This is a genomic window from Micromonospora sp. HB375 (assembly GCF_017872985.1).
Classification (GTDB): domain Bacteria; phylum Actinomycetota; class Actinomycetes; order Mycobacteriales; family Micromonosporaceae; genus Micromonospora; species Micromonospora chalcea.
Window position 1 is genome coordinate 6,609,501 of record NZ_JAGGJO010000001.1, and the last position, 19,779, is coordinate 6,629,279.

At 74.0% G+C, this 19,779-nt stretch carries 17 protein-coding genes; 8 read left to right on the forward strand and 9 right to left on the reverse strand.

Annotated elements, in window-relative coordinates:
* From J3R08_RS29490 to J3R08_RS29505, 4 genes are read left to right on the forward strand one after another with little or no spacing between them, the layout of a single operon-like run.
* Entirely contained in the window at positions 1 to 1,938 is a 1,938-nt protein-coding gene (locus tag J3R08_RS29490; protein ID WP_113973584.1) for an MFS transporter, read from the forward strand.
* Positions 1,935 to 2,495, forward strand: a complete 561-nt coding sequence (locus J3R08_RS29495) for a hypothetical protein (RefSeq protein WP_113973585.1) — start codon at positions 1,935 to 1,937, stop codon at positions 2,493 to 2,495. Before J3R08_RS29490 ends, J3R08_RS29495 begins: the two co-directional genes overlap by 4 nt.
* Positions 2,492 to 3,667, forward strand: coding sequence for a M23 family metallopeptidase (locus J3R08_RS29500; RefSeq protein ID WP_113973586.1), 1,176 nt, complete (start codon positions 2,492 to 2,494; stop codon positions 3,665 to 3,667). The genes J3R08_RS29495 and J3R08_RS29500 overlap by 4 nt, the downstream gene beginning before the upstream one ends.
* A 10-nt stretch (positions 3,668 to 3,677) precedes the next feature.
* Entirely contained in the window at positions 3,678 to 4,277 is a 600-nt protein-coding gene (locus J3R08_RS29505; protein WP_113973587.1) for a hypothetical protein, read from the forward strand.
* Positions 4,278 to 4,284: 7 nt separating this feature from the next.
* Here the strand turns inward: J3R08_RS29505 and J3R08_RS29510 are convergent, their stop codons facing one another.
* On the reverse strand, positions 4,285 to 4,842 hold the full coding sequence (locus J3R08_RS29510) for a hypothetical protein (RefSeq protein ID WP_113973588.1): 558 nt from the start codon (positions 4,840 to 4,842) through the stop codon (positions 4,285 to 4,287).
* Between the two features lie 213 nt (positions 4,843 to 5,055).
* On the opposite strand from J3R08_RS29510, the gene J3R08_RS29515 reads away from it, so the two are divergent.
* Positions 5,056 to 7,584 (forward strand): FtsK/SpoIIIE domain-containing protein, encoded by a 2,529-nt coding sequence (locus J3R08_RS29515; protein WP_209963563.1) that lies wholly within the window; start codon positions 5,056 to 5,058, stop codon positions 7,582 to 7,584.
* Entirely contained in the window at positions 7,581 to 8,282 is a 702-nt protein-coding gene (locus tag J3R08_RS29520) for a hypothetical protein (protein WP_166457513.1), read from the forward strand. Before J3R08_RS29515 ends, J3R08_RS29520 begins: the two co-directional genes overlap by 4 nt.
* A gap of 53 nt (positions 8,283 to 8,335) precedes the next feature.
* Here the strand turns inward: J3R08_RS29520 and folE are convergent, their stop codons facing one another.
* The 4 genes from folE to J3R08_RS29540 all read right to left on the reverse strand — a co-directional run bounded on the left by folE (position 8,336) and on the right by J3R08_RS29540 (position 12,260).
* Positions 8,336 to 8,953 (reverse strand): GTP cyclohydrolase I FolE, encoded by a 618-nt coding sequence (folE, locus tag J3R08_RS29525; protein ID WP_013288986.1) that lies wholly within the window; start codon positions 8,951 to 8,953, stop codon positions 8,336 to 8,338.
* A gap of 86 nt (positions 8,954 to 9,039) precedes the next feature.
* Positions 9,040 to 11,070, reverse strand: coding sequence for an ATP-dependent zinc metalloprotease FtsH (gene ftsH / locus J3R08_RS29530; protein WP_043327886.1), 2,031 nt, complete (start codon positions 11,068 to 11,070; stop codon positions 9,040 to 9,042).
* A 377-nt stretch (positions 11,071 to 11,447) separates the two neighbouring features.
* Positions 11,448 to 12,023, reverse strand: coding sequence for a hypoxanthine phosphoribosyltransferase (gene hpt, locus J3R08_RS29535; protein ID WP_013288988.1), 576 nt, complete (start codon positions 12,021 to 12,023; stop codon positions 11,448 to 11,450).
* A 99-nt stretch (positions 12,024 to 12,122) separates the two neighbouring features.
* Entirely contained in the window at positions 12,123 to 12,260 is a 138-nt protein-coding gene (locus J3R08_RS29540; RefSeq protein ID WP_181373729.1) for a hypothetical protein, read from the reverse strand.
* Positions 12,261 to 12,410: 150 nt separating this feature from the next.
* Here J3R08_RS29540 and J3R08_RS29545 point away from each other — a divergent pair, with 150 nt between their 5' ends.
* Complete coding sequence (locus tag J3R08_RS29545) at positions 12,411 to 13,370, forward strand: GlxA family transcriptional regulator (protein ID WP_209963567.1); 960 nt, start codon at positions 12,411 to 12,413, stop codon at positions 13,368 to 13,370.
* A gap of 297 nt (positions 13,371 to 13,667) precedes the next feature.
* Here J3R08_RS29545 and tilS read toward each other — a convergent pair whose 3' ends face one another.
* The 3 genes from tilS to dacB all read right to left on the reverse strand — a co-directional run bounded on the left by tilS (position 13,668) and on the right by dacB (position 17,436).
* Entirely contained in the window at positions 13,668 to 14,618 is a 951-nt protein-coding gene (tilS, locus tag J3R08_RS29550) for a tRNA lysidine(34) synthetase TilS (RefSeq protein WP_209963570.1), read from the reverse strand.
* A 178-nt stretch (positions 14,619 to 14,796) separates the two neighbouring features.
* Positions 14,797 to 15,864, reverse strand: a complete 1,068-nt coding sequence (locus J3R08_RS29555) for a zinc-dependent metalloprotease (protein ID WP_043330860.1) — start codon at positions 15,862 to 15,864, stop codon at positions 14,797 to 14,799.
* Between the two features lie 66 nt (positions 15,865 to 15,930).
* The gene (gene dacB, locus J3R08_RS29560; RefSeq protein WP_374102393.1) at positions 15,931 to 17,436 is read right to left on the reverse strand and encodes a D-alanyl-D-alanine carboxypeptidase/D-alanyl-D-alanine-endopeptidase; all 1,506 of its coding nucleotides are present in this window, start codon (positions 17,434 to 17,436) and stop codon (positions 15,931 to 15,933) included.
* A gap of 294 nt (positions 17,437 to 17,730) precedes the next feature.
* Between dacB and J3R08_RS29565 the strand changes: the two genes are divergently transcribed.
* Positions 17,731 to 18,237: an inorganic diphosphatase gene (locus J3R08_RS29565; protein WP_013288994.1), complete on the forward strand. Its 507-nt coding sequence runs from the start codon at positions 17,731 to 17,733 to the stop codon at positions 18,235 to 18,237.
* A 57-nt stretch (positions 18,238 to 18,294) separates the two neighbouring features.
* Here J3R08_RS29565 and eccD read toward each other — a convergent pair whose 3' ends face one another.
* A complete protein-coding gene (gene eccD / locus J3R08_RS29570) occupies positions 18,295 to 19,677 on the reverse strand; it encodes a type VII secretion integral membrane protein EccD (protein ID WP_209963573.1) in 1,383 nt (460 codons plus the stop codon).
* Positions 19,678 to 19,779 lie beyond the last annotated feature (102 nt).

A 19,779-nucleotide genomic window follows, 5' to 3' on the forward strand; every position in this document is an offset into this window, starting at 1 on the left:
ATGGCGAGGGCACGGATCGCGGCGCTCCTCCTCGCGCTCGGCGTACTCGCCGGGGCCACGATCTCCTGGCCGGTGATCGGTGCGGCCACACCCGCGTACGCCGCCGCGCCGGTCACCCAGGCGCGGGCCGAGTTGTGCAGCACCAAGGAGTGGCAGGCCGACTTCCGCGCCTGCGTCGGCCGCCTCAAGGCGGTCAGCGAGGACCAGGTCGAGTGCCGCAACGCGCCGGTGCCCGCCGCGCCGGACTCGGGCCTGGCCGGCTGGTTCGCGTCCCGGCCCGACTCGGCGAAGGAGCCCGGCCCGAAGGGCCTCTACAGCGACTACGGGTACGCCGGCTACAGCTACAACACGTACGACGTCGACGGGGGCTGCGCCTCCTCGGTTCTGCATCCGGACTACCGCTTCACCACGATGGTCGCCAACGGCGAGTTCATGTTCGCCAACGCGGTGATCGGCGCGTCCAACGCGCTGCGGGAGCGCGCCTGGGATCCGCGCACCATGTGGAGCTGGGCCGACCCGCTGGTGGAGCAGGCCACGAAGGCCGTCTACCAGAAGGTGTTCAGCGTCTTCGGCATCATCACGGTCTGCGTGGTCGGCCTCTACCTGCTCTGGCGGTCCCGCCAGTCGGACATGAGCAACGCGATGACCACTGCGGGCTGGGCGCTGCTGGTGATGGTGGCGGTGACCGCGCTGGCCGCCTGGCCGGTCAAGTCCGCGAACATCGCCGACAGCACGCTGATCACCACACTGGGCGTGGTGCACGACGCGGTCGGCCCGTCCGCCAAGACCGTTCCGCCGGACAAGTGCGCGCTGCCGAACCCGAGCGCCTGCGTCGACAAGCGTCCACCCGCCGTGCGCGCCAGCGACACGGCGACCGAGACGATGCTCTACCGGAACTGGCTGCGCGGTGTGCTCGGCTCGGCGGACAGCGAGACCGCCAAGAAGTACGGCCAGGCGCTATACGACGCGAAGGCGCTGACCTGGGATGAGGCGGAGTCAATCCGCTCCAACCCGGCCACCCGCGACGTTGTCATCAAGGCCAAGCAGCAGCAGTGGGCGAAGGTCGCCGAGCAGATCAAGACCGAGGACCCGGAGGCGTACGAGTACCTCAAGGGCACCAAGGACATGGACCGGATCGGTGCCGGGTTCATCGCGGTGCTGGCCTCGGTGCTGTTCGCCATGTTCGACCTCACCGCGTCGCTGCTGGTGCTGCTCGGCTTCCTGATCTTCCGCTGGGCGGTGATCGCCGCGCCGATCCTCGGCACGGTCGGCCTGATGCGCCCGGCCAGCGCCGGCCTCCGGCGGCTGGCGAACGCGGTGGTCGCCGCCGTCTTCAACATCGCTATCTTCGGCACCGGCGCGGCCATCTACCTCTTCGCCGTCGACCTGATCATGAACACCGCCACGCTGCCCGGCTGGCTCCAGGTGGTCCTGGTCTGGCTCTGCGGCGTGGTCGGCTGGCTGCTCCTGCGGCCGTACCGCCGCATCACCCAGCTCGGCGGCAAGGACAGCAGCGAGGCGGTCAGCTCGGCCGGCTCCTGGCACCGCCGGTTCTTCCGGGACATGCGGATCGCCGCCCGGCTGGACGTGGCCGAGCCCGGCGGCACCAACGAGCCGACCATCGGCAGACGCCGTACCGTCACCGCCGATCAGCGCAGCCTCCGGCCGGAGGCCCGCCACGAGGATCCGGCGCACAGCGCCACACCGGCCGAACGGGAGCGACCGGACGGACGGGAACGGCCGGAGGGGGCGCCCGCGAGCGGACGGCCGGGCGGGAGTCCGGCCGGTGCGCCCCGACCCCGGCGCGCGCCGTCGACCTGGACCGAGCCGGACGTGCCGGAGGAGGTACCGTCCTACGCCGTCTACCGGCCGGACTCGGCGGGCCGCGGCACCGCCCCGGCCCGGCCGGCGCCGCGCATCCGCTCCGAGGCCCGGTGAGTCCGGTGCGGCGCGCGCTGGAGTTCCTCTTCACCCGGGTCCTCCGGTCGAGGCTCGGCATCGCCCTGGTGATCGCCGTGCTGGTCTTCGGTGTGATCGGCGCGGCCCGCCTGGTCGGCGGGCCCGGCGATTCGGGGCTCGGCCTGACCAGCCGGCCCAGCCAGCCGATCAGCACCGCGGACCCGGAGGCCGGTGACGACGGCGTGCTGGCCAGCCCGCCGACCGCTGTCGCCCCGAAGACCCGGCCGGGCGAGGCCACGCCGGAGCAGGTCGCCGGGCGGTTCACCACCGCGTGGCTGAGCGGCCCGGGCAGCACCGGCGACGCCTGGCAGGCCCGGCTCCGACCGCTCGCCACCCCCGCGCTGGCGGAGAAGATGACAGACGCCGACCCGGAGACAGTGCCGGCGCGGAAGACGACAGGCGCACCTACTCTCCGGCCCCGGACCGAGTCGTTCGTGGAGGCGCTCGTTCCGCTGGACAACGGCACGCTCCGGCTCGAACTCGTCGCGCCGGACGGCCCCTGGCTGGTGGACGCCGTCGACTGGGAGCGGTCGTGACCGCCGGCCCGGCCGTCGCCGGACAGGTCCGCCGGAAGTTGCGGGTCGGCGTGCTCGCCACCGCTGTCACGGCGGCACTCGCCCTGCTCTGCTGCGTTGGCGGCGCCGGAGCCTTCTTCCTCACCGAACTGGGCGGCGACGGGGACGACCCGAAGCTCGCCGCCCTGAGCTGCGACCCGACCTACCAGGTGAACCTGACCGGGGACATGCCGCGCTTCGCCGAGTACGGCGAGCGTCAGCTGCGCAACGCCGCGGTCATCATCAAGGTCGGCCAGGACATGAAGCTCCCCGCGCGCGGCTGGGTGATCGCGCTGGCCACCGCGATGCAGGAATCAGCGCTGCGCAACCTCGCCAACAGCACGGTGCCGGCATCGCTGGCGCTGCCGCACGAAGGGGTCGGCGCCGACCACGACTCGCTCGGCCTGTTCCAGCAGCGGCCCGGATGGGGCAGCGTCGAGCAGCGGATGACGCCCTCGTACGCGGCCCGCAAGTTCTACCAGAAGATGGAGAAGGTGCCGAACTGGCAGCAGCGCCCGCTCACCGTCGTGGCCCAGCAGGTCCAGGTGAGCGCCTACCCCGACGCGTACGCCAAACACGAGGAACTGGCCGGACGCATCGTCGACGCGCTGGCCGGCGGCGCCGCCCGGACCGTGGAGATCGCCGGCAAGGCCGTGTGCGACGCGGCGGCCGGAGACCGGATCGCCGCCTCCGGCTGGACCGCGCCGCTGCCCGGCGGCGTGGTCTCCGGCTTCCGGACCACCGCCCGTCCCAGCCACCACGGCGTGGACCTGGCTGCCTCGAAGGGCACGCCGATCCACGCCGCCTCGGCGGGCCGGGTGCTGGTGGCCCGTTGCGATCCCGACAGCGCCGGGCGGAAGGACTGCGACCGGGACGGCTGGCCGAACAAGGGCGGATGCGGATGGTTCGTGGACATCCTGCACGCCGGCGGATTCATCACCCGCTACTGCCACATGGTCGAGCGACCCCGCGTGGTGCCGGGTCAGTCGGTCGCGGCGGGCGAGGTCATCGGGCTCTCCGGCAGCAGCGGCAACTCGTCCGGCCCGCACCTGCACTTCGAGGTGCACCGCAATGGCGACCGGTCCAGCAACGGGGCGGAGAACCCGGTGCCCTTCATGCGCAAGCGGGGCGCGCCCCTCGGCGAGACCGGGTGAGGCCGGGCGGATGAGCAACCCCCTGCCCGACCCGTTCGCCGACCGGCCGGACTGGGCACCACTGCCGCCCCGGCCGGTCGAGACGGTGCCCGCCACGAGCGGAACCGAGCTGCGCGGCCGGCGGGTACTCGTCGGCCTTCCCGGCCTCGGCTGGCGCGGGGACCTGCGGGCTGACGAGCGCGTCGTGCAGGGCAGCCGCACCTACGTACCTGTGATCCCGGAACACGAGTGGTACCGGGCCGAATCCGAGCAGGTGGAGGTGTTCGCCCCGCTGGTGCCCGTGGAACGGGTCTGGGTGGAGACGATCGGCGAGCGACCCCCGCCGACCTCACCAGCCCCCTCGGGAATCCGGCTGGTCTCGCTGGACGCCCCGAACCGCCGGCCGCCCACCCCGGTGTTCGAGGCCGACGCGGTGACCGGCCGGCGCGTGGTGCACGTGGACAACGGCGTGGAACGGCGTGACCTGCGCGCCGTCACCGAGACCTACTCCGGGGCGGACGGCGACATCTGCGTGCGGGTCACGCCGGAACTGGAGTGGTACCGGTGGGCCTGGCGCGGTCAGGCACCGACCACGTTGGAGGTGCCGGTGCACCTGCTATGGCTGGAGTAGCCGGAAGTCAGTCGGCACGCTGCGCAGAGCAGACGCCCCAGCCATCGTCGCGCCGCGTCTCGAACCGCCACTTCTGCCGCTCACTCTGCGAAATGCCCTCGACTGAGGCGGAGATGATCAGCTCGACCTCGACCATGGCGACCTCGCCGGACTCCTGGATGGCCAGCGGGCCCCAGCTCACCGAGATCGTCGTGTTGAAGCGCTGTTCCCGGGATACGAGGTCGTCGCGAAGCGCTCGTAGTCCATCCAGCCCGGTCTGCCTTGCGCAGGTGAACTCTTGTGCCTTTGTGTCGTTCCGGTCATCCAGAAATGCCTGAATATAGTTGGCCACGACCACGTCGGGGGCGCTTCGGTCCGGCGCTGTCGCGCGGTCGTACAGCACGAATCCGGCCACCGCTCCACCCGTGCACAGCAGCGCCAGCACCCCCGCGACGACGCCGACGACCGTCCGCAGCGACCGCTTGGGGCGTACCGGCGCGGGAGCGGGCGCGGGAGGCGCCAACTGCTCCGGCGGGGTCCGCTGCGCCGGTACTCGGGACACCTGGGAACCGGCGGGGGGCTGCACTGATTCCACCTCCTGAGGCTATCGGCTGCGCGTCGCGTACCCAATGCCTGGAACCGGCGGATCGTGGCGAACCGCCGGGCGGAGGCCGCCCGGCGGCGGGGTGAGGCTGCTCACCGCCGACCAGCTCACCGCGCCGACCGACATCCCGGTGGACGGCCCCCGGCTGGGTTACCGTCACACCTCGGGGAGGACATGTCGGCCTCGGGAAGAGAGGTGGACGCGGTGGCGACTCCGAAGGCGCGCGCCGGCCGGGCCGCCGCGCTGCACCGCCGGGCCGAGGCCGCCGCGACGGCGGCGGCGGGCATCCTCGACGAGATCCGGCCCGCGCCGGCCGACCATCACCGGCAGTACGAGCTGGCCGAGCGCCTGCGGGCGGCTGCTGAACTGGCCGCGCCGGGCTGGGCCGGCGGTCCGCTGGAGACGCTGACCGCGGCGACGCCACCCGGTGACGGCCCGCCGCCGCTGGTCCGGATGGGCACCGCCGCGCCGCTCGACGACGCCCGGTTCCCCGCGCTCGCGCCCCTGTTCGGCAGCGGTCACGTGAGCCTCGACGCCGACGCCTCGGACCCTCGGGTGGCGGGGCTGCTCCGCGCGCTGCTGCTGCGCGTGTTCGCGGCGACGCCGGCGGGAGCGCTGCTGGCTCGCGCGGTGGACGGCGGTTCCGGTGATACCTTCGCCGGGTACGCGCCGCTCGCCGACGCCGGCCTGCTGCCCCCGCCCGCCACCGACCTCGCGGGGATGCGCGCGGTGCTGGCCGAGGCGGAGCAGTGGGTGGCCGCGGGCACGGCCCGGCAGCGGGCGCACGACCGGACGCTGCTGCTCGTGGTGGCCGCGCTGCCGGAGGGTACTACCACTGCCGACCTGGACCGGCTCGCCGGCCTGGCCGAGGGCGGGCCCCGGGCCGGGCTGCATCTGGTGGTCGCCGGCTGGCCGGACGGCGGTCCGCTGCCGCGCGCCACGGCGATCACGGTCCGCACCGCGTACGCGCTCGTCGGCGACCCGCCCGGCGCCGGGTTCAGCAGTCCCGGCGCGGAGCCGCCGGGCGGGCTGAACTCGCCGGTGTTCCTGGACGACGACCCGCCCGCCGAACTGGTCGCCGCTGTGTGCGCGCGGCTGGTCCGGCAGATCGAGGACGGCTCCCGCCTCTCGCTGGGTGACCTGCTCCCGGCGGACGGTTTCTGGACCGACGGCTCGGCGGACGGGTTGAGCACCACCGTGGGTGACGCCGCCGGGCGCCCGGTCAGCCTCGGCTTCACCGAGCTGACCCCGCACTGGCTGGTCAGTGGCCGGGGCCAGGCCGGCCGGTCGGCGTTCCTGACCGACGCGCTGTTCGGGCTCGCCGCCCGGTACGGCCCGGACGAGCTGGCGCTCTACCTGGCCGACCTGGCCGACGGCGAGTCCTTCGTGGAGTTCCTGCAGACCGAGCGGGACCGTTCCTGGGTGCCGCAGGTGCGCGCCGCCGCGATGGCGGCCGACCGGGAGTACGTGGCCGACCTGTTCGGCGAGCTGGAGGCGGAGTTGCGCCGCCGCGAAGAGGCGTCCCGGCGGGCCGGCGGGCAGCGCTACGCCGAGCTGCGGCAGCACCAGCCGTTGCCCCGGATCGTCTGCGTGATCGACAACTTCCCGCTGGTGCTGCGCGAGCGGGACCGGCTCGCCGCCGACCTGCTGGCCCGGCTGGACGCGCTGGCCCGCGCCGGCCGGTCGTACGGCATCCACCTGGTCCTCGCGGGCGAGGGTGACCTGGGCATCGGCGGCCCGCGGGATCCGCTGCTCGGCCAGTTCCCGGTGCGGGTGGCACTGCCCGGCGGCTCGGCGGTGCTGGAGCCGGCGAACGACTCGGCGGCCGGGCTGCCGGTGGGCAGCGCGGTGGTGAACACGGCGGGCGGTCTGGGCGGTCCGCGCGGCGCGACCCGCGGGCATGAGCGGATGATCCGCTTCCCGGACCCGTACGAGGATCCGGAGGTCCTGGCCGGCCTGCGGCGACGCCTCTGGGAGGCGCGGGGCGAGTCGGCGACGCCGCCGGTGGTGTTCGCCGGGTACGCCCGCCCGCTGCTCGCCAACGACCCGCGGCACCGGGCCGCGCTGGCCGGCCGGGCCCACGCTCCCGCCGCCCTGCTGGGCCGGGGGGTGGACGTGCGGCGCTCCACAGTGACGGTGCCGCTCGGGCCGGGCGCCGGGCGCAACCTGGCCGTCCTGGGCCGGGACGAGGAGGCCGAGCGGCTGTTGGTGACGGCGGTCCGCAGCGCGGCGGCGGCGCATCCGGGCGCGGCCCGGTTCGTGCTGGCGCCGCTGGCGAACGGGTCGGCCGAGCCGGCCGGGGTGCTGGCCGCCGAACTGGCCGGGCGGCATCGGGTGGAGACCGTCGACGCGGCCGGGCTGCGGACCGCGATGGCGTCGGACGAGCCCGGCTACCTGGTGGTGTTCGGGGTGGACGTGCCGGACGCCACCGAGTTGCCGCCGGAGTTGCTGCGGTCGCTGCTGCTGGAGGGCCCGCCGGCCGGGCGGCACCTGCTCGGCTGGTGGCGGACGCCGGCGCCGCTGGCCGGGCTGCTCGGCCCGGAGGGCGAGTTGGACAAGCTCACCGCCGTGGCGGTCACCGACGTGCCGGGCGGGCGGCTGGAGCAGCTCTTCGACCGTCCGGTCTGGTGGCGGCCCCGGCCGGGCCGCGCGATGCTCTGGGACGGCCCGGACGAGCAGGGCACCGTTTTCGTGCCGTTCGGCGCCGGGGAGGGTTCGGCATGAGCGAGACCGGCACGACCGTGCCCGGGCCCCGCAACGGCGGACCGACAACAGTGGCGGAACCCGCCGAGTCGGCCTGGACGGAGTACGTCGCGGCCGCACGGGCGCTCGACGGCGTACGCCGGGCGGCGGCCACCGCCGCCGGGGAGCAGGCGCGGTCGGTGGCGGCGGCCCGCGAGGAGCTGACAGCGGTACGCGAACGGCTGGCGCCGCAGCAGTCCCGGCTGCGTGAGCTGGGCGTACCGGCGTTGTCGCTGGTACCGACGCCGCCGGAGGTGACCGAGGCGGCCCGGTCGATGGCGGGTGGGCCGTCGGCGGTGCTGGCGGCGTTGCGCGCCGCCGGGGACTGGGCGGACGCGGCGGACGACACGCTAGCCGCGCGGGGCCTGCCCCGGCTGGCGCGGTGGCCGTCCCGGCCGCGCAACCTGCTGGTGTACGGGCCGCTGGCGCTCGTGGTGCCGCTGCTCCAGCTCGTGCTGTACGCGGTGGCCGGGCCGGGGGCGGTGACGGTGCTGGCGCTGCTGGTGGGGCTGCCGCTGCCGGCTGTCGCGTTCATGCTGGGGTGGCTCGCTGTGGGGCGGCTCTTCCGTCCGCGTCCGACCGACCGGGTGGACCGCACGCCCCGGTTCGGGGCTCTGGTCTGCCTGATCCCGGCGGTGCTCACCGCCGCCGGCCTGCTGCTGGCCATGCTGCCGAGCTGACGACGGCCGCGTCTCCCGGGCGGGAGTACGCGGCCGTCGGTGTCGGTCGAGGGTCAGCGGGCCATGATCAGCGCCATCGCCTCGGCCCGCGACTTCGCGTCGTTCTGCAGGCCGCCGCGCACCGCGGACGTGATCGTCTTCGCGCCGGACTTCTGGATGCCGCGCATCGCCATGCACATGTGCTCGCACTCCAGCACCACGATCACGCCGCGCGGGGCGAGGCTGGACATCAGCAGGTCGGCGATCTGCGAGGTGAGCCGCTCCTGCACCTGCGGCCGCCGGGCGAACACCTCGACCAGCCGGGCCAGCTTGGACAGGCCGGTGATGCGGCCGTCCGGGCCGGGGATGTAGCCGATGTGCGCGCTGCCCCGGAACGGCAGCAGGTGGTGTTCGCAGAGGCTCATCACGTCGATGTCCCGGACGAGCACCAGTTCCTCGTGGTTGGCCTCGAACGTGGTGCGCAGCACCTGCGCTGGGTCGACCCGCAGGCCGGCGAAGAGCTCGGCGTACGCGCGGGCGACCCGGGCCGGGGTCTGCTGGAGGCCGTCGCGGTCCGGGTCCTCGCCGACCGCGATGAGGATCTCGCGTACCGCCTTCTCGATCCGGGCGAGGTCGACGCTGTCCTCCACCGGGCCGCCTGTCAGCTTTCCGCTGATCAGGCGTGCGGCCACGTAGTCGAGCGCGTCGTCGCCGTCGGGCTCGGTCGCGGAGACGGCCGACTCCCTGTGCGGGGAGCCGGCCGTCGTCGGATCGCTGTTCAGTGCGTACCGTCCGAGTTGTTGCTGGAACCACCGATCGAGCTGGAACCACCGATCGAGGCGGCCGCGTCGGCGCGGGCCTGCGTCGCCAGCGCCTCCTTCTCGGCCGGGGTGAGCACCGGCGGCTCGGTGGAGGGCTGACGCTTGCCGAAGCCGTGGTACGGGGCCATCGGCGGGCGCTTGACCACCCGGGCGCAGATGCGGGCCATGTCGGCGGTGGAGAGGGTCTCCTTCTCCATCAGCTCCAGGACCATGTTGTCCAGGACGTCCCGGTATTCCACCAGGATCTCCCAGGCCTCGTCGTGGGCCAGCTCGATCAGCGCGCGCATCTCGCCGTCGATCTCGGCGGCCACCGCGTCGGAGTAGTCCCGCTCGTGGCCCATGTTGCGGCCGAGGAACGGCTCGTCGCCGCTGGTGCCGTACTTGATCGCACCGAGCTTGGAGCTCATGCCGTACTGCGTGATCATCGCGCGGGCCAGCTGGGTGGCCTTCTCGATGTCGTTGCCGGCGCCGGTGGTCGGCTCGTGGAAGACCAGCTCCTCCGCCGCCCGGCCACCGAGCGCGTACGCCAGGGTGTCGATCATCTCGGCCCGGGTCTGGGTGTACTTGTCCTCCGTCGGGAGGACGAGCGTGTGACCCAGCGAGCGACCCCGGGACAGGATGGTCACCTTGTGCACCGGCGCGGCGTGCGGCAGCGCCCAGGCGACCAGCGCGTGCCCACCCTCGTGGTACGCGGTGATCTTCTTCTCCTGGTCGCTCATCACCCGGGTCCGGCGCTGCGGACCGGCAATCACCCGGTCGATCGACTCCTCCAGGGAGTCGTTGGTGATCGCCCGCTGCTCCTTACGGGCGGTGAGCAGCGCGGCCTCGTTGATCACGTTGGCCAGGTCGGCGCCGCTGAAGCCCGGGGTACGCCGGGCGACCGCGTCGAGGTCGACGTCGGGCGTGAACGGCTTGCCCTTGGCGTGCACCCGCAGGATGGCCTTGCGGCCCTCCATGTCGGGGGCGTCGACCGGGATCTGCCTGTCGAACCGGCCCGGGCGCAGCAGCGCCGGGTCGAGGATGTCCGGCCGGTTGGTGGCGGCGATCAGGATCACGCCGCCCTTGGTGTCGAAGCCGTCCATCTCGACCAGAAGCTGGTTGAGCGTCTGCTCCCGCTCGTCGTGGCCGCCGCCCATGCCGGCGCCACGGTGGCGGCCGACCGCGTCGATCTCGTCGACGAAGACGATCGCCGGGGCGTTCGACTTGGCCTGCTCGAACAGGTCGCGGACACGGCTGGCGCCGACGCCGACGAACATCTCGACGAAGTCGGAGCCGGAGATGGAGTAGAAGGGCACCCCGGCCTCGCCGGCGACCGCGCGGGCCAGCAGCGTCTTGCCGGTTCCGGGCGGGCCGAACAGCAGCACGCCCTTCGGGATCTTGGCGCCGAGGGCCTGGTACTTCGCCGGGTTCTGCAGGAAGTCCTTGATCTCGTGCAGTTCCTCGACGGCCTCCTCGGCCCCGGCCACGTCCGCGAAGGTGGTCTTCGGCGTGTCCTTGGTGATCATCTTCGCCTTGGACTTGCCGAAGTTGAGCACCCGCGAGCCGCCACCCTGCATCTGCGACATGAAGAACAGCAGCAGGAGCACGAGAAGCGCGATGGGAAGCAGGTTGACCAGCAGGCTGACCCAGATGCTGTCCGACGACACCTTGGTGTCGACCGGGCCGGTGATCCGGTCCGCCGCCTCGGCCTCGCGGACCTGGTTCCAGACCTGGCCGCCGACCTCGTACGGGAACTGCGCCTCGATCTTGTCGGTGGTGGTGTCGTCGCCGAACTTGGCCTTGTCCTTCAGGTCGAGCTGGAGCGTCTGCTCCTTGTCCTGGAAGACGACCTTCTCGATGCCGCCCTTGTTGAGCTGGTCGAGCGCGACGGACGTGTCCACCCGGTGGTAGCTGGGACCAGCGGTGAACAGTTGACTGAGCACAACGGCGCCGAGGATGACCAGGATGATCCAGACCACCGGTCGGCGGAAGAAACGCGTACGTTCCATGCTGTTGTCGGGTGCCGAGGCGCCCGCATCCTCCTGATCGACGTCCTGACCGTCTGAATGGTGTCGCCGCCTTGAGCGGCGGCCGGGGCCGCCGTGCGGGCCGGCCCGACCCCCGGGGCACGCAAACTGCCGCACCACGGTCATTCGACGGTACACCGTACGCGCGACGAGCGAGCTTGCGAGCCCGTCACTTACGCGCAGGGCGAACCCGGGTTTGGGCCGGCGTGGCGGGGAGCTCCGCACCCGGCCCACCCATACCGCACGGTCAGCGGTTCGAGGGGTCGGGCGTGGAGGGTGCCTCCACGTCACCGGCCCCTACCGTAGACCGGAAGGCTGAGAGCCCGCTGAATGTCCGCTGACGAAGGGCTCGGCGGAACTCACGCCCGGGCGTACACCTCGGGCTTGAGCACCCCGACGTAGGGCACCTCGCGGTAGCGCTCGCCGAAGTCGAGGCCGTAGCCCACGACGAACTCGGTGGGGATGTCGAATCCGACGTACTTGACCGGAACCTGCACCTTGACCGCGTCCGGCTTGCGGAACAGCGCGACCACCTCGACGCTGGCCGCGGAGCGCGACTCCAGGTAGCGCAGCAGCCAGGACAGGGTCAAACCGGAGTCGACGATGTCCTCGACCACCACCACGTGCCGGCCGGCGATGTCCCGGTCCAGGTCCTTGAGGATGCGGACCACGCCGGACGAGGTGGTGCCCTGGCCGTAGGAGGAGACGGCCATGAACTCCAGCTCGGCGGGCGGGCCCTGGCGGCCCAGCGCGCGGGCGAAGTCGGCCATGAACATGACCGCGCCCTTGAGCACGCAGACGAGCAGGAGGCCGTCCTCGACGTGCGCGTAGTCCGCCGAGACCTGCTTGGCCAGCTCCGCGGTCTTGTCGCGGATCTGGGCCTCCGAGATGATCACGTGGTCGATGTCGGCGTCGTACCAGGAGCCGTCAGCCATGCTCCTAGCCTGCCGTACGCCCCACGGCGGCCGTCGGCGGGGCCGCTCCTTTTGGCGCGGTCCCGCCGGGGATTTTCGGCGCGATCTGGATTAATCACCTCAGCAGGTACGGGAGCGCCAGCGCTGCCCGTCGTCGCTCGGCTTCCAGTCGGCCGAGTCGCGGGTGTCGGCGGTGAGCCCGAAGGCGCTGGCCCCGACGAGGAGAAGCAGGAAGAGCAGGAACGTCAGAACGGTCATGGCGGCGCTCGCTTTCGCATGGTTGAGACGGTTTTCGCCGCCGGTGCGCACCGGACACCATTGATTCTGCGAGCCACCGACCGATACGGACAGTGGCAGGAATGTCATTGGGCATCGATTTACTGCCACCGGTCGGGTTACCCTCGTCACATGCTCCGCTCGGTCGCCGTCATCGTCATGGACCAGGTCGCCGCATTCGAGCTCGGCGTGCTCGCCGAGGTCTTCGGCACCGACCGCACCGCCGACGGCTTCCCCAGCTACCGGTTCGATGTCTGCACCGCCGACGGCGGCCCGGTCCGCAGCCGCTCCGGATTCCTGCTCGCCCCCACCGCCGACCTCAAAGTGGTCGAGGACGCCGACCTGGTGGCGGTGCCCGCGCACGCCGACGGCGCCCCGGTGCCCGAACCGGTGCTCGCCGCGCTGCGCCGCGCCGCCGACCGCGGAGCCTGGCTGCTCAGCGTCTGCGCCGGCGCGTTCGTCCTCGGCGAAGCCGGCGTGCTCGACGAGCGCGCCTGCACCACCCACTGGCGCTACACCGACGAGCTCCAGCGACGCTTCCCGGCCGCCCAGGTGCAGTGCGACTCGCTCTACGTGCAGGACGGCCGGCTGCTCACCAGCGCCGGCACCGCCGCCGGCATCGACGCCTGCCTGCACCTGGTACGCCAGGAGCACGGCTCCGCCGTGGCGACCCGGCTGGCCCGCCGGATGGTCGTCCCACCGCACCGCGACGGCGGCCAGTCCCAGTACGTCGAGGCGCCCATCCCGAAGGCCCCCGAGGCGCCCACCCTGGAACCGGTGCTGGAGTGGCTGATGGGCCAACTCCGCCGCCCGGTGACAGTGGACGAGCTGGCCGCGCGCGCCGGCATGGCCCCGCGCACGTTCGCCCGCCGGTTCCGCGCCGAGACCGGCACCACCCCGCACGACTGGCTGACCAACCAGCGGGTGCTGCTGGCCCGGCACCTGCTGGAGGACACCACGCTGAGCGTGGAAGGCGTCGCCGAGCAGGCCGGCTTCGGCGACGCGGCGGCGCTGCGGCACCACTTCACCCGCCGCGTCGGCACCACCCCGCTCGCCTACCGCACCACCTTCCGCGAACGCACCACCGCCTGACGTTCCCCGCTCCACCCGGCCCACCCCGGCCCACCCCGGCCCGGCCCGGCCCGGCCCGGCGATCATGAAGTTGACCGTGGATTTCGTCCGTTTCCTCCCCGTCAACCTCATGATCACCGCCCCCGGGTGGGCCCGCTTCCCGCGCCGCACCCGTGATCAAGGAGTTTGCGGGCTGCCGGAGGCGTGAAGTGGACACAAAGTCCTTGATCACTGCCAGGCGAGGCGAGGCGGGAGGGGCGAGACGCCGCGGGGCGCCAGGCCGCCGGAGTGGCGGCGCGAACCCGGCTGGATCACCGGTCAGGGCAGGAGGTGACCGGCCTGGCGGCGTACCTGGTGGCCGCCGGGCAGGTGCACCGGGCCCTGGCCGCGCCAATCGGTGACCAGGGCGTCCAGCGCTGCCACGTGACTGTGGGACAGCGCGGCCGGCGCGGCGCCCAGCTCGCGGGCCCAGGTGTGCAGCACCCGGGTACGCACTGCGGCCGGCAACCCGGCCAGCCCGTCGACGGAGAGCGCACGGCCGTCGGCCCGGACGTCGGCCAGCGCGGCGTCCGCGAGCGCGTCGAGCGCGGCGTTGTCCGCGGCGAGCAGGCGGGCGGTACGGGCCAGGTTCGCCACCACCCCCGGCCCGAGCGCGTCGACGAGTGCCGGCAGCGCGTCGGACCGGACCCGGGCCCGGGCGTACGCGGGGTCGGCGTTGTGCGGGTCCGCCCACGGGTCGAGCCCGAGCGCGGCGCAGGCGTCCCGGGTGTCGGCACGTGGGATGTCGAGCAGTGGGCGCAGCAGGGTTACCCCGTCGAGATCACGACTTTCCGGCATCCCGGACAGCCCTCGTGGCCCGGCGCCCCGGGCCAGCGCGAGCAGGACCGTCTCGGCCTGGTCGTCCCGGGTGTGCCCGAGCAGCACCCCGGCCGCGTGGTGCCGGTGGGCCGCCGCGACCAGCGCCTCGTACCGGGCCTCGCGGGCGGCCGCCTCGGGGCCGCCGGGCCGGCCGTCCACCCGTACCGGAAGCACCTCGACCGGGTCGAGCCCGGCCGAGCGGGCCCAGGCGGCGACCGCCTCGGCCCGCTCGGCGGAGCCGGGCTGCAAGCCGTGGTCGACTGTCACCAGGCCCGCCGGGCGGCCGAGGCGGGGAGCCACGAACGCGGTGGCGGCGGCGAGCGCGAGCGAGTCGGCGCCGCCGGAGCAGGCCACCAGCACCGGTCCGGCGCCGGGCAGGCCGGTCAGCGTCCGGCGTACGGCGAGCCGCACGGCGGCGACGGCGGGAGCGGGCGACGGAGAGCGGCGCGATCGCGCGCCGGAATCAGCCCGGCCGGGGCGATCCACCGAGCCAGCCGGATCCGCCGAGCCGGCGGGACCGCCCGGCACGACCGAGCCAGCCGAACTCAGCGCACCGACCGAACTGGGCGAACTACCCGGGCCGGGCGGGTCAGCCGAGGGGCGGGGTGGCACCGGCGGGCCCGTGTACGCGGTTCACCCAGGCGTCCGGGTCGCCCAGCTCGTCCAGGCGCGGCAGCGTCAGTGGCGACGAGAAGATCTTGTTGAAGCCCGGCATCCCCACCCGGTCGACCACGCCGTGCACGAACTTGCGACCCTCGGCGTACTGGCGCATCTTGACCTCGATGCCGAGCAGCCGCCGGATCGCCTTCTCCAGCGGGTTGCCGGACTCGCGGCGGCGGTTGAACGCCGCCCGGATCGACTCGACGCTGGGGATGACCTGCGGACCGACGCCGTCCATCACGAACTCGGCGTGCCCCTCCAGCAGCGTCATCAGCGCGGTCAGCCGGTCCAGCACGGCGCGCTGGGCCGGGGTCTGCACGATGTCCAGCACGCTGGCCCGGCTCTCCGGGTCCTTGACCGCGTCGGAGAGCGTGGCCACGCCGCGGCGGAGCCGTTCCAGCAGGTGCTCGCCGCCCTGGGAGGCGTCCACGAACGCCTGCACCTCGCCGAGGAAGTACGCGCGCATCCACGGCACGGCGGTGAACTGGGTGCGGTGGGTGACCTCGTGCAGGCACACCCAGAGCCGGAAGTCGCGCGAGTTCGCGCCGAGCTTCCGCTCCACCTCGAGGATGTTCGGGGCCACCAGCAGCAGCTGGCCGGGGTCACCGGCGAACACCTCGTACTGGCCGAGCACGCGGCCGCTGAGGTACGCCAGCACGGTGCCGGCCTGCACACCCGTCACGCGGGAGCCGATCGCCTCGGTGAGCGCGCCCGGCCGCTTGTCGCCGGAGAGGCGCTCCACGAGCGGGGACACCACCTCACGCAGCCCGGCGATGTTCGCCGCGGCCCAGTCCCGGCGGTCGACCACGCGTACCGGCGGGTGGGCGACCTGCGGCCGCAGGCCGGTGTAGTCGGCGACGTGCCCGGCCGCCTCCTCGGTCAGCCGGCGCAGGTCGCCGACCACGTCGGTGGCCTCGGCGTACGACACCCGGGGGCCCGACTTGCTCAGCGCCCCCGCTGTCGCGGCGGCCAGATCCCAGTCCACGAACTGCGCCATGAACCCACCGTACCCGCGCCGGAACACCCCCACCCGGGCTCGCGCCCGCCGATCGACGCCCGTCGGTCAGCGGCAGCCGCACCCGGCCAGCGCGGAGGTGATCCGGTCCAGCGCCGCCCGGGTCTCGTCCAGCGAGCCCTGCGTCCGGTCGGTGAGCACGGCGAACGTGAGCAGCCGGCCGTCGGCGGTGGTGACCGTGCCGGCGATGGCGTTGACCCCGCTGAGCGTGCCGGTCTTGGCACGCACCACGCCCGCGCCGGCGCTCGTCGCCGCCGCCCGGTAGCGCTCGTCGAGCGTGCCGGACCAGCCGCCGACCGGCAGGCCGCCGAAGATGGCGGCGAGTTCGGGGTGGCTGCCGTTGCCGGCGAGCGTGATCAGGTCGGTGAGCAGCGAGGGGCTGATCCGGTTGGTGCGGGACAGCCCGCTGCCGTCGGCCAGGCTGATCTCGCCCGCCGGCAGGCCCAGTTCGCCGAGCACCTGGCCGGTGGCCGCGGCGCCGCCGGCGAACGAGCCGGGCTTGCCCTTGGCGAGCGCCACCTGGCGGGCCATCGCCTCGGCGATCACGTTGTCGCTGTCGCTGATCATGATGTCGACCAGCCGGATCATCGGCAGGGACTCGACGGTGCCCAGTTCGGCGCCGGGCGCCGTACCGGTGGCGCCGGACGCGGCCGGCGCGGTGCCCCGGGTCACCTGGGCCGCGCCGCCGGTGAGCCCGAGCAGCTTGGCGAACTGCCGGCCGGCGGTCAGGTCCGGCTGGGGCACCCGTTCGGCGGCGTGGTTGGTCTGCTCGGCGGTGCGGCGCGCCTCCACCGGGTTCTTCCGGGCGCCGTCGGTCATCAGCGCGGTGATCGCCGCGCCGAACCCGCCGGTGGGGATGTCGGAGTCCCAGCCGGGTTCGAAGACCGGGCCGGTGAACAGCGACGAGTCGACGATCACCTTGGTCGGCGCGGTGCCGCCGAGCGCGTTGCGCACCTGGGCGGCGAGGTCGTCCAGCCGGGCCGCGCCCGGGTAGAAGCCGTCCTTGTCCACGGCGAGCGTGGGGTCACCGCCGCCGACCAGGACCACCTCGCCCGGGTTCGGGCCGGCCACCGCCCTCGTCGGGATCCGGTAGGCCGGGCCGCGCGCCGCGAGCACCGCCACGCCGGTCGCCAGCTTGGTCACCGAGGCGGGCACCGTCGGGGTGTCCTGGCCGCTGCCGTAGAGCGCCTGGCCGGTGCTCACGTCGGCCACCGACAGGTGCACCCGGTCGCCGAGCGCGGCGGCGCGCACCAGCGGGTCCAGGGCGGCGCGGATTCCGGCCTCGGTGGGCAGCGGGGCGTTGCCGTCCGGCCCGGCCAGCACGGCCGGCGGGGTGGGCTCGGGCGGCGCGGCGACCGCCGTACCCGAAGAACTGTCGTCGCCCAGCCAGCCCGCGACCGGACCGGGCCGGAACACGGCCAGCCCGGCGACCGCCAGGGCCAGCACGAGTACGCACGCGAGCGCCGCGACCAGCCGGGAGCGGCGACGCGGCGCGGCCGGAGGCGGGGAGGGCGGGGGCGGCGCGGCGCCGGCCGGCGGGACCGGCGGGCTCACCGGGATCGGACCCGGAGCCGGACGGTGGGGGACGTTCGCACCCGGTACGGACACCCGGCCGGTGGCGCCACCGGAACCGGAACCCCCGGAAGCGGACCCGTCAACCCTCTCGGGGCGGTAGTGTGAATCTTCCCTCCCCACGGCCCCCTCCTCCCCCGCTCGAAATCGCCTTGGGCGACACTACTTCGGTCCGAACACTATGCGGCGGCCGAGGCCGACGGGGGGCGTTCCCCCGCGCCGGGGGCGAACCGCTGGTTCCGTTAGCCAGCGTGGGCAAACGAGGGAGCGTGGGAGATGGATTTCGACGTCACGGTTGAGATCCCCAAGGGTCACCGCAACAAGTACGAGGTAGACCACGCGACCGGCCGCATCCGGCTGGACCGTACCCTCTTCACCTCCACGCAGTACCCGGCCGACTACGGCTTCATCGAGGGCACCCTCGGCGAGGACGGCGACCCGCTGGACGCGCTGGTGCTGGTGCCCGAGCCGACCTTCCCCGGCTGCCTGATCCGCTGCCGCACCATCGGCATGTTCCGGATGACGGACGAGAAGGGCGGCGACGACAAGGTCCTCTGCGTGCCCTACGAGGACCCGCGCCAGGAGCACCTGCGCGACATCCACCACCTGGGCGAGTTCGACCGGCTGGAGATCCAGCACTTCTTCGAGGTCTACAAGGACCTGGAGCCGGGCAAGTCGGTCGAGGGCGCGACCTGGGTCGGCCGGGTCGAGGCCGAGGCGGAGATCGCCGCCTCGTACCGGCGGGCCAAGGAGGCCGAGGAGCGCGGCGAGACGCTGCACTGACGCTCACGCTTTCGCCGGAGGCCCGGGTCGCGCTTCGCGACCCGGGCCTCCGCGTGTTCAGGCGAGCAGGTCGCGGGCCCGGTCGTAGAGGCCCAGCACCGCGCAGGCCACCGGCACGACCGCGACCACCAGCGCGGTGTCGGTCAGGTCGGCCAGCCGGCCGAGGTACGGGGAGACGGGTCGCCGGGCGTACGTGGCGCCCGCGGTGACCGCGGCCAGGGCCAGCGCCAGCCCGCCCACGGCCAGCGCGAACCGGCCGGCCGGACCGGCGCGTTCGGCCAGCACCGCGCCGAGCAGGGCGTACCCGGCCAGCCCGGCGACGACGGCGGGCACCCGGTGGCGTACCGCGACGAACAGCCGGGAGCGCAGCAGCAGCACCCCGCAGGCGACGGCGGCGAGCAGCAGCCCGGCGGTCCGGCCGGTGGCGACGAGCACCGCGACCGCGCCGACCGCGAGCAGCGCGTGGCCGAGCAGCATCCCGGTCAGCACCTCCTCGGCGCGGGCCACCGCCGCGTGCACCCGGCCCCGGTCCGGCAGGTCCCGGGTGCCGGCCGGGCTGGGCAGGGTGAGCGGCGGCAGCGGCAGCTTGCCGACCCGGATGGCCAGCAACGGCAGCCCGCCGAGCGCGAACACCAGCACGGCGAGCAGGACGGCCGCGGCGCCGGCCGGGTCGAGCAGCAGCCCGCCGAACGCGGACGCCACGCCGGTCACGCCCGCCGTCACCCCGGCCACGAAGACCCGGGACCGGCTGGCCACGCCGAGCAGCCCGAGCACCGCCACCAGCAGCAGCGCCACCGAGCCGACGAGCAGTTCCGGAGCGCCCACCCAGCGCAGGCCGGGAATCGGGCCGACCGGATCGCCGGAGGCGACGGCGAGCGCACCGGCCGTCGCCGCCCAGGGCAGCGCGTACCCGCCGAGCGTGGCGCCGACGGCGCCGTCGGCGTACGCCCGGGAGGCCGCGGTGGCGGTGAGCACCAGGATCAGGGCGATCGCGGCGGCCACCGGCCAGCCGCGCTCACCGGGACCGGCCGCGACCACGGCGACCAGCCCGACGGCCAGGGGTACGGCGGCGCCGCCGAGCGCGGCGGCCCTTGTGGCGCGGCCCGACCAGGCGGCGCCCCGGCGCCGGGCCCCGTCGACTATCGCCTCGACCACGTCGTCGTACTCCAGCTCGGGCCACTCGGCACGGGCCGGCACCAGGTGCAGCACCTCGCCGTCGCGGACGCCCTGCGGCAGGAGCGCCTGCGCGGTGGCGAGCACCCCGCCGTCGGTGCGGCGCAGCACCCAGCCGCCGTGCCGTTCCCCGTCGTCGGCCAGGCCTTCCCCGGCGTGCCGGAGCACCTCGGGCAGCAGCTCGGCCAGGGGGACCTGCTCCGGTAGGGCCACGTCGACCCGCCGCCGGGGCGCGCTGATGGTGACCCGGGCGAGCCCGCTTGTCATCGAGGCACCTCCATATCGAGCGGGAACAGTGGGCTGACGGACGAGAGGACTTTACCTACGATGAGCCAGGCTCGGGTTACCCAGAGCCACTTCCGGGGAGGG

Excerpts from the sequence above, each read along its gene's own strand:
- J3R08_RS29490 (WP_113973584.1), top strand. The coding sequence starts at position 1 with ATGGCGAGGGCACGGATCGCGGCGCTCCTCCTCGCGCTCGGCGTACTC.
- J3R08_RS29505 (WP_113973587.1), top strand. The coding sequence starts at position 3,678 with ATGAGCAACCCCCTGCCCGACCCGTTCGCCGACCGGCCGGACTGGGCA.
- J3R08_RS29520 (WP_166457513.1), top strand. The coding sequence starts at position 7,581 with ATGAGCGAGACCGGCACGACCGTGCCCGGGCCCCGCAACGGCGGACCG.
- ftsH (WP_043327886.1), bottom strand. The coding sequence starts at position 11,070 with ATGGAACGTACGCGTTTCTTCCGCCGACCGGTGGTCTGGATCATCCTG.
- hpt (WP_013288988.1), bottom strand. The coding sequence starts at position 12,023 with ATGGCTGACGGCTCCTGGTACGACGCCGACATCGACCACGTGATCATC.
- J3R08_RS29540 (WP_181373729.1), bottom strand. The coding sequence starts at position 12,260 with ATGACCGTTCTGACGTTCCTGCTCTTCCTGCTTCTCCTCGTCGGGGCC.
- J3R08_RS29545 (WP_209963567.1), top strand. The coding sequence starts at position 12,411 with ATGCTCCGCTCGGTCGCCGTCATCGTCATGGACCAGGTCGCCGCATTC.
- J3R08_RS29555 (WP_043330860.1), bottom strand. The coding sequence starts at position 15,864 with ATGGCGCAGTTCGTGGACTGGGATCTGGCCGCCGCGACAGCGGGGGCG.
- J3R08_RS29565 (WP_013288994.1), top strand. The coding sequence starts at position 17,731 with ATGGATTTCGACGTCACGGTTGAGATCCCCAAGGGTCACCGCAACAAG.
- eccD (WP_209963573.1), bottom strand. The coding sequence starts at position 19,677 with ATGACAAGCGGGCTCGCCCGGGTCACCATCAGCGCGCCCCGGCGGCGG.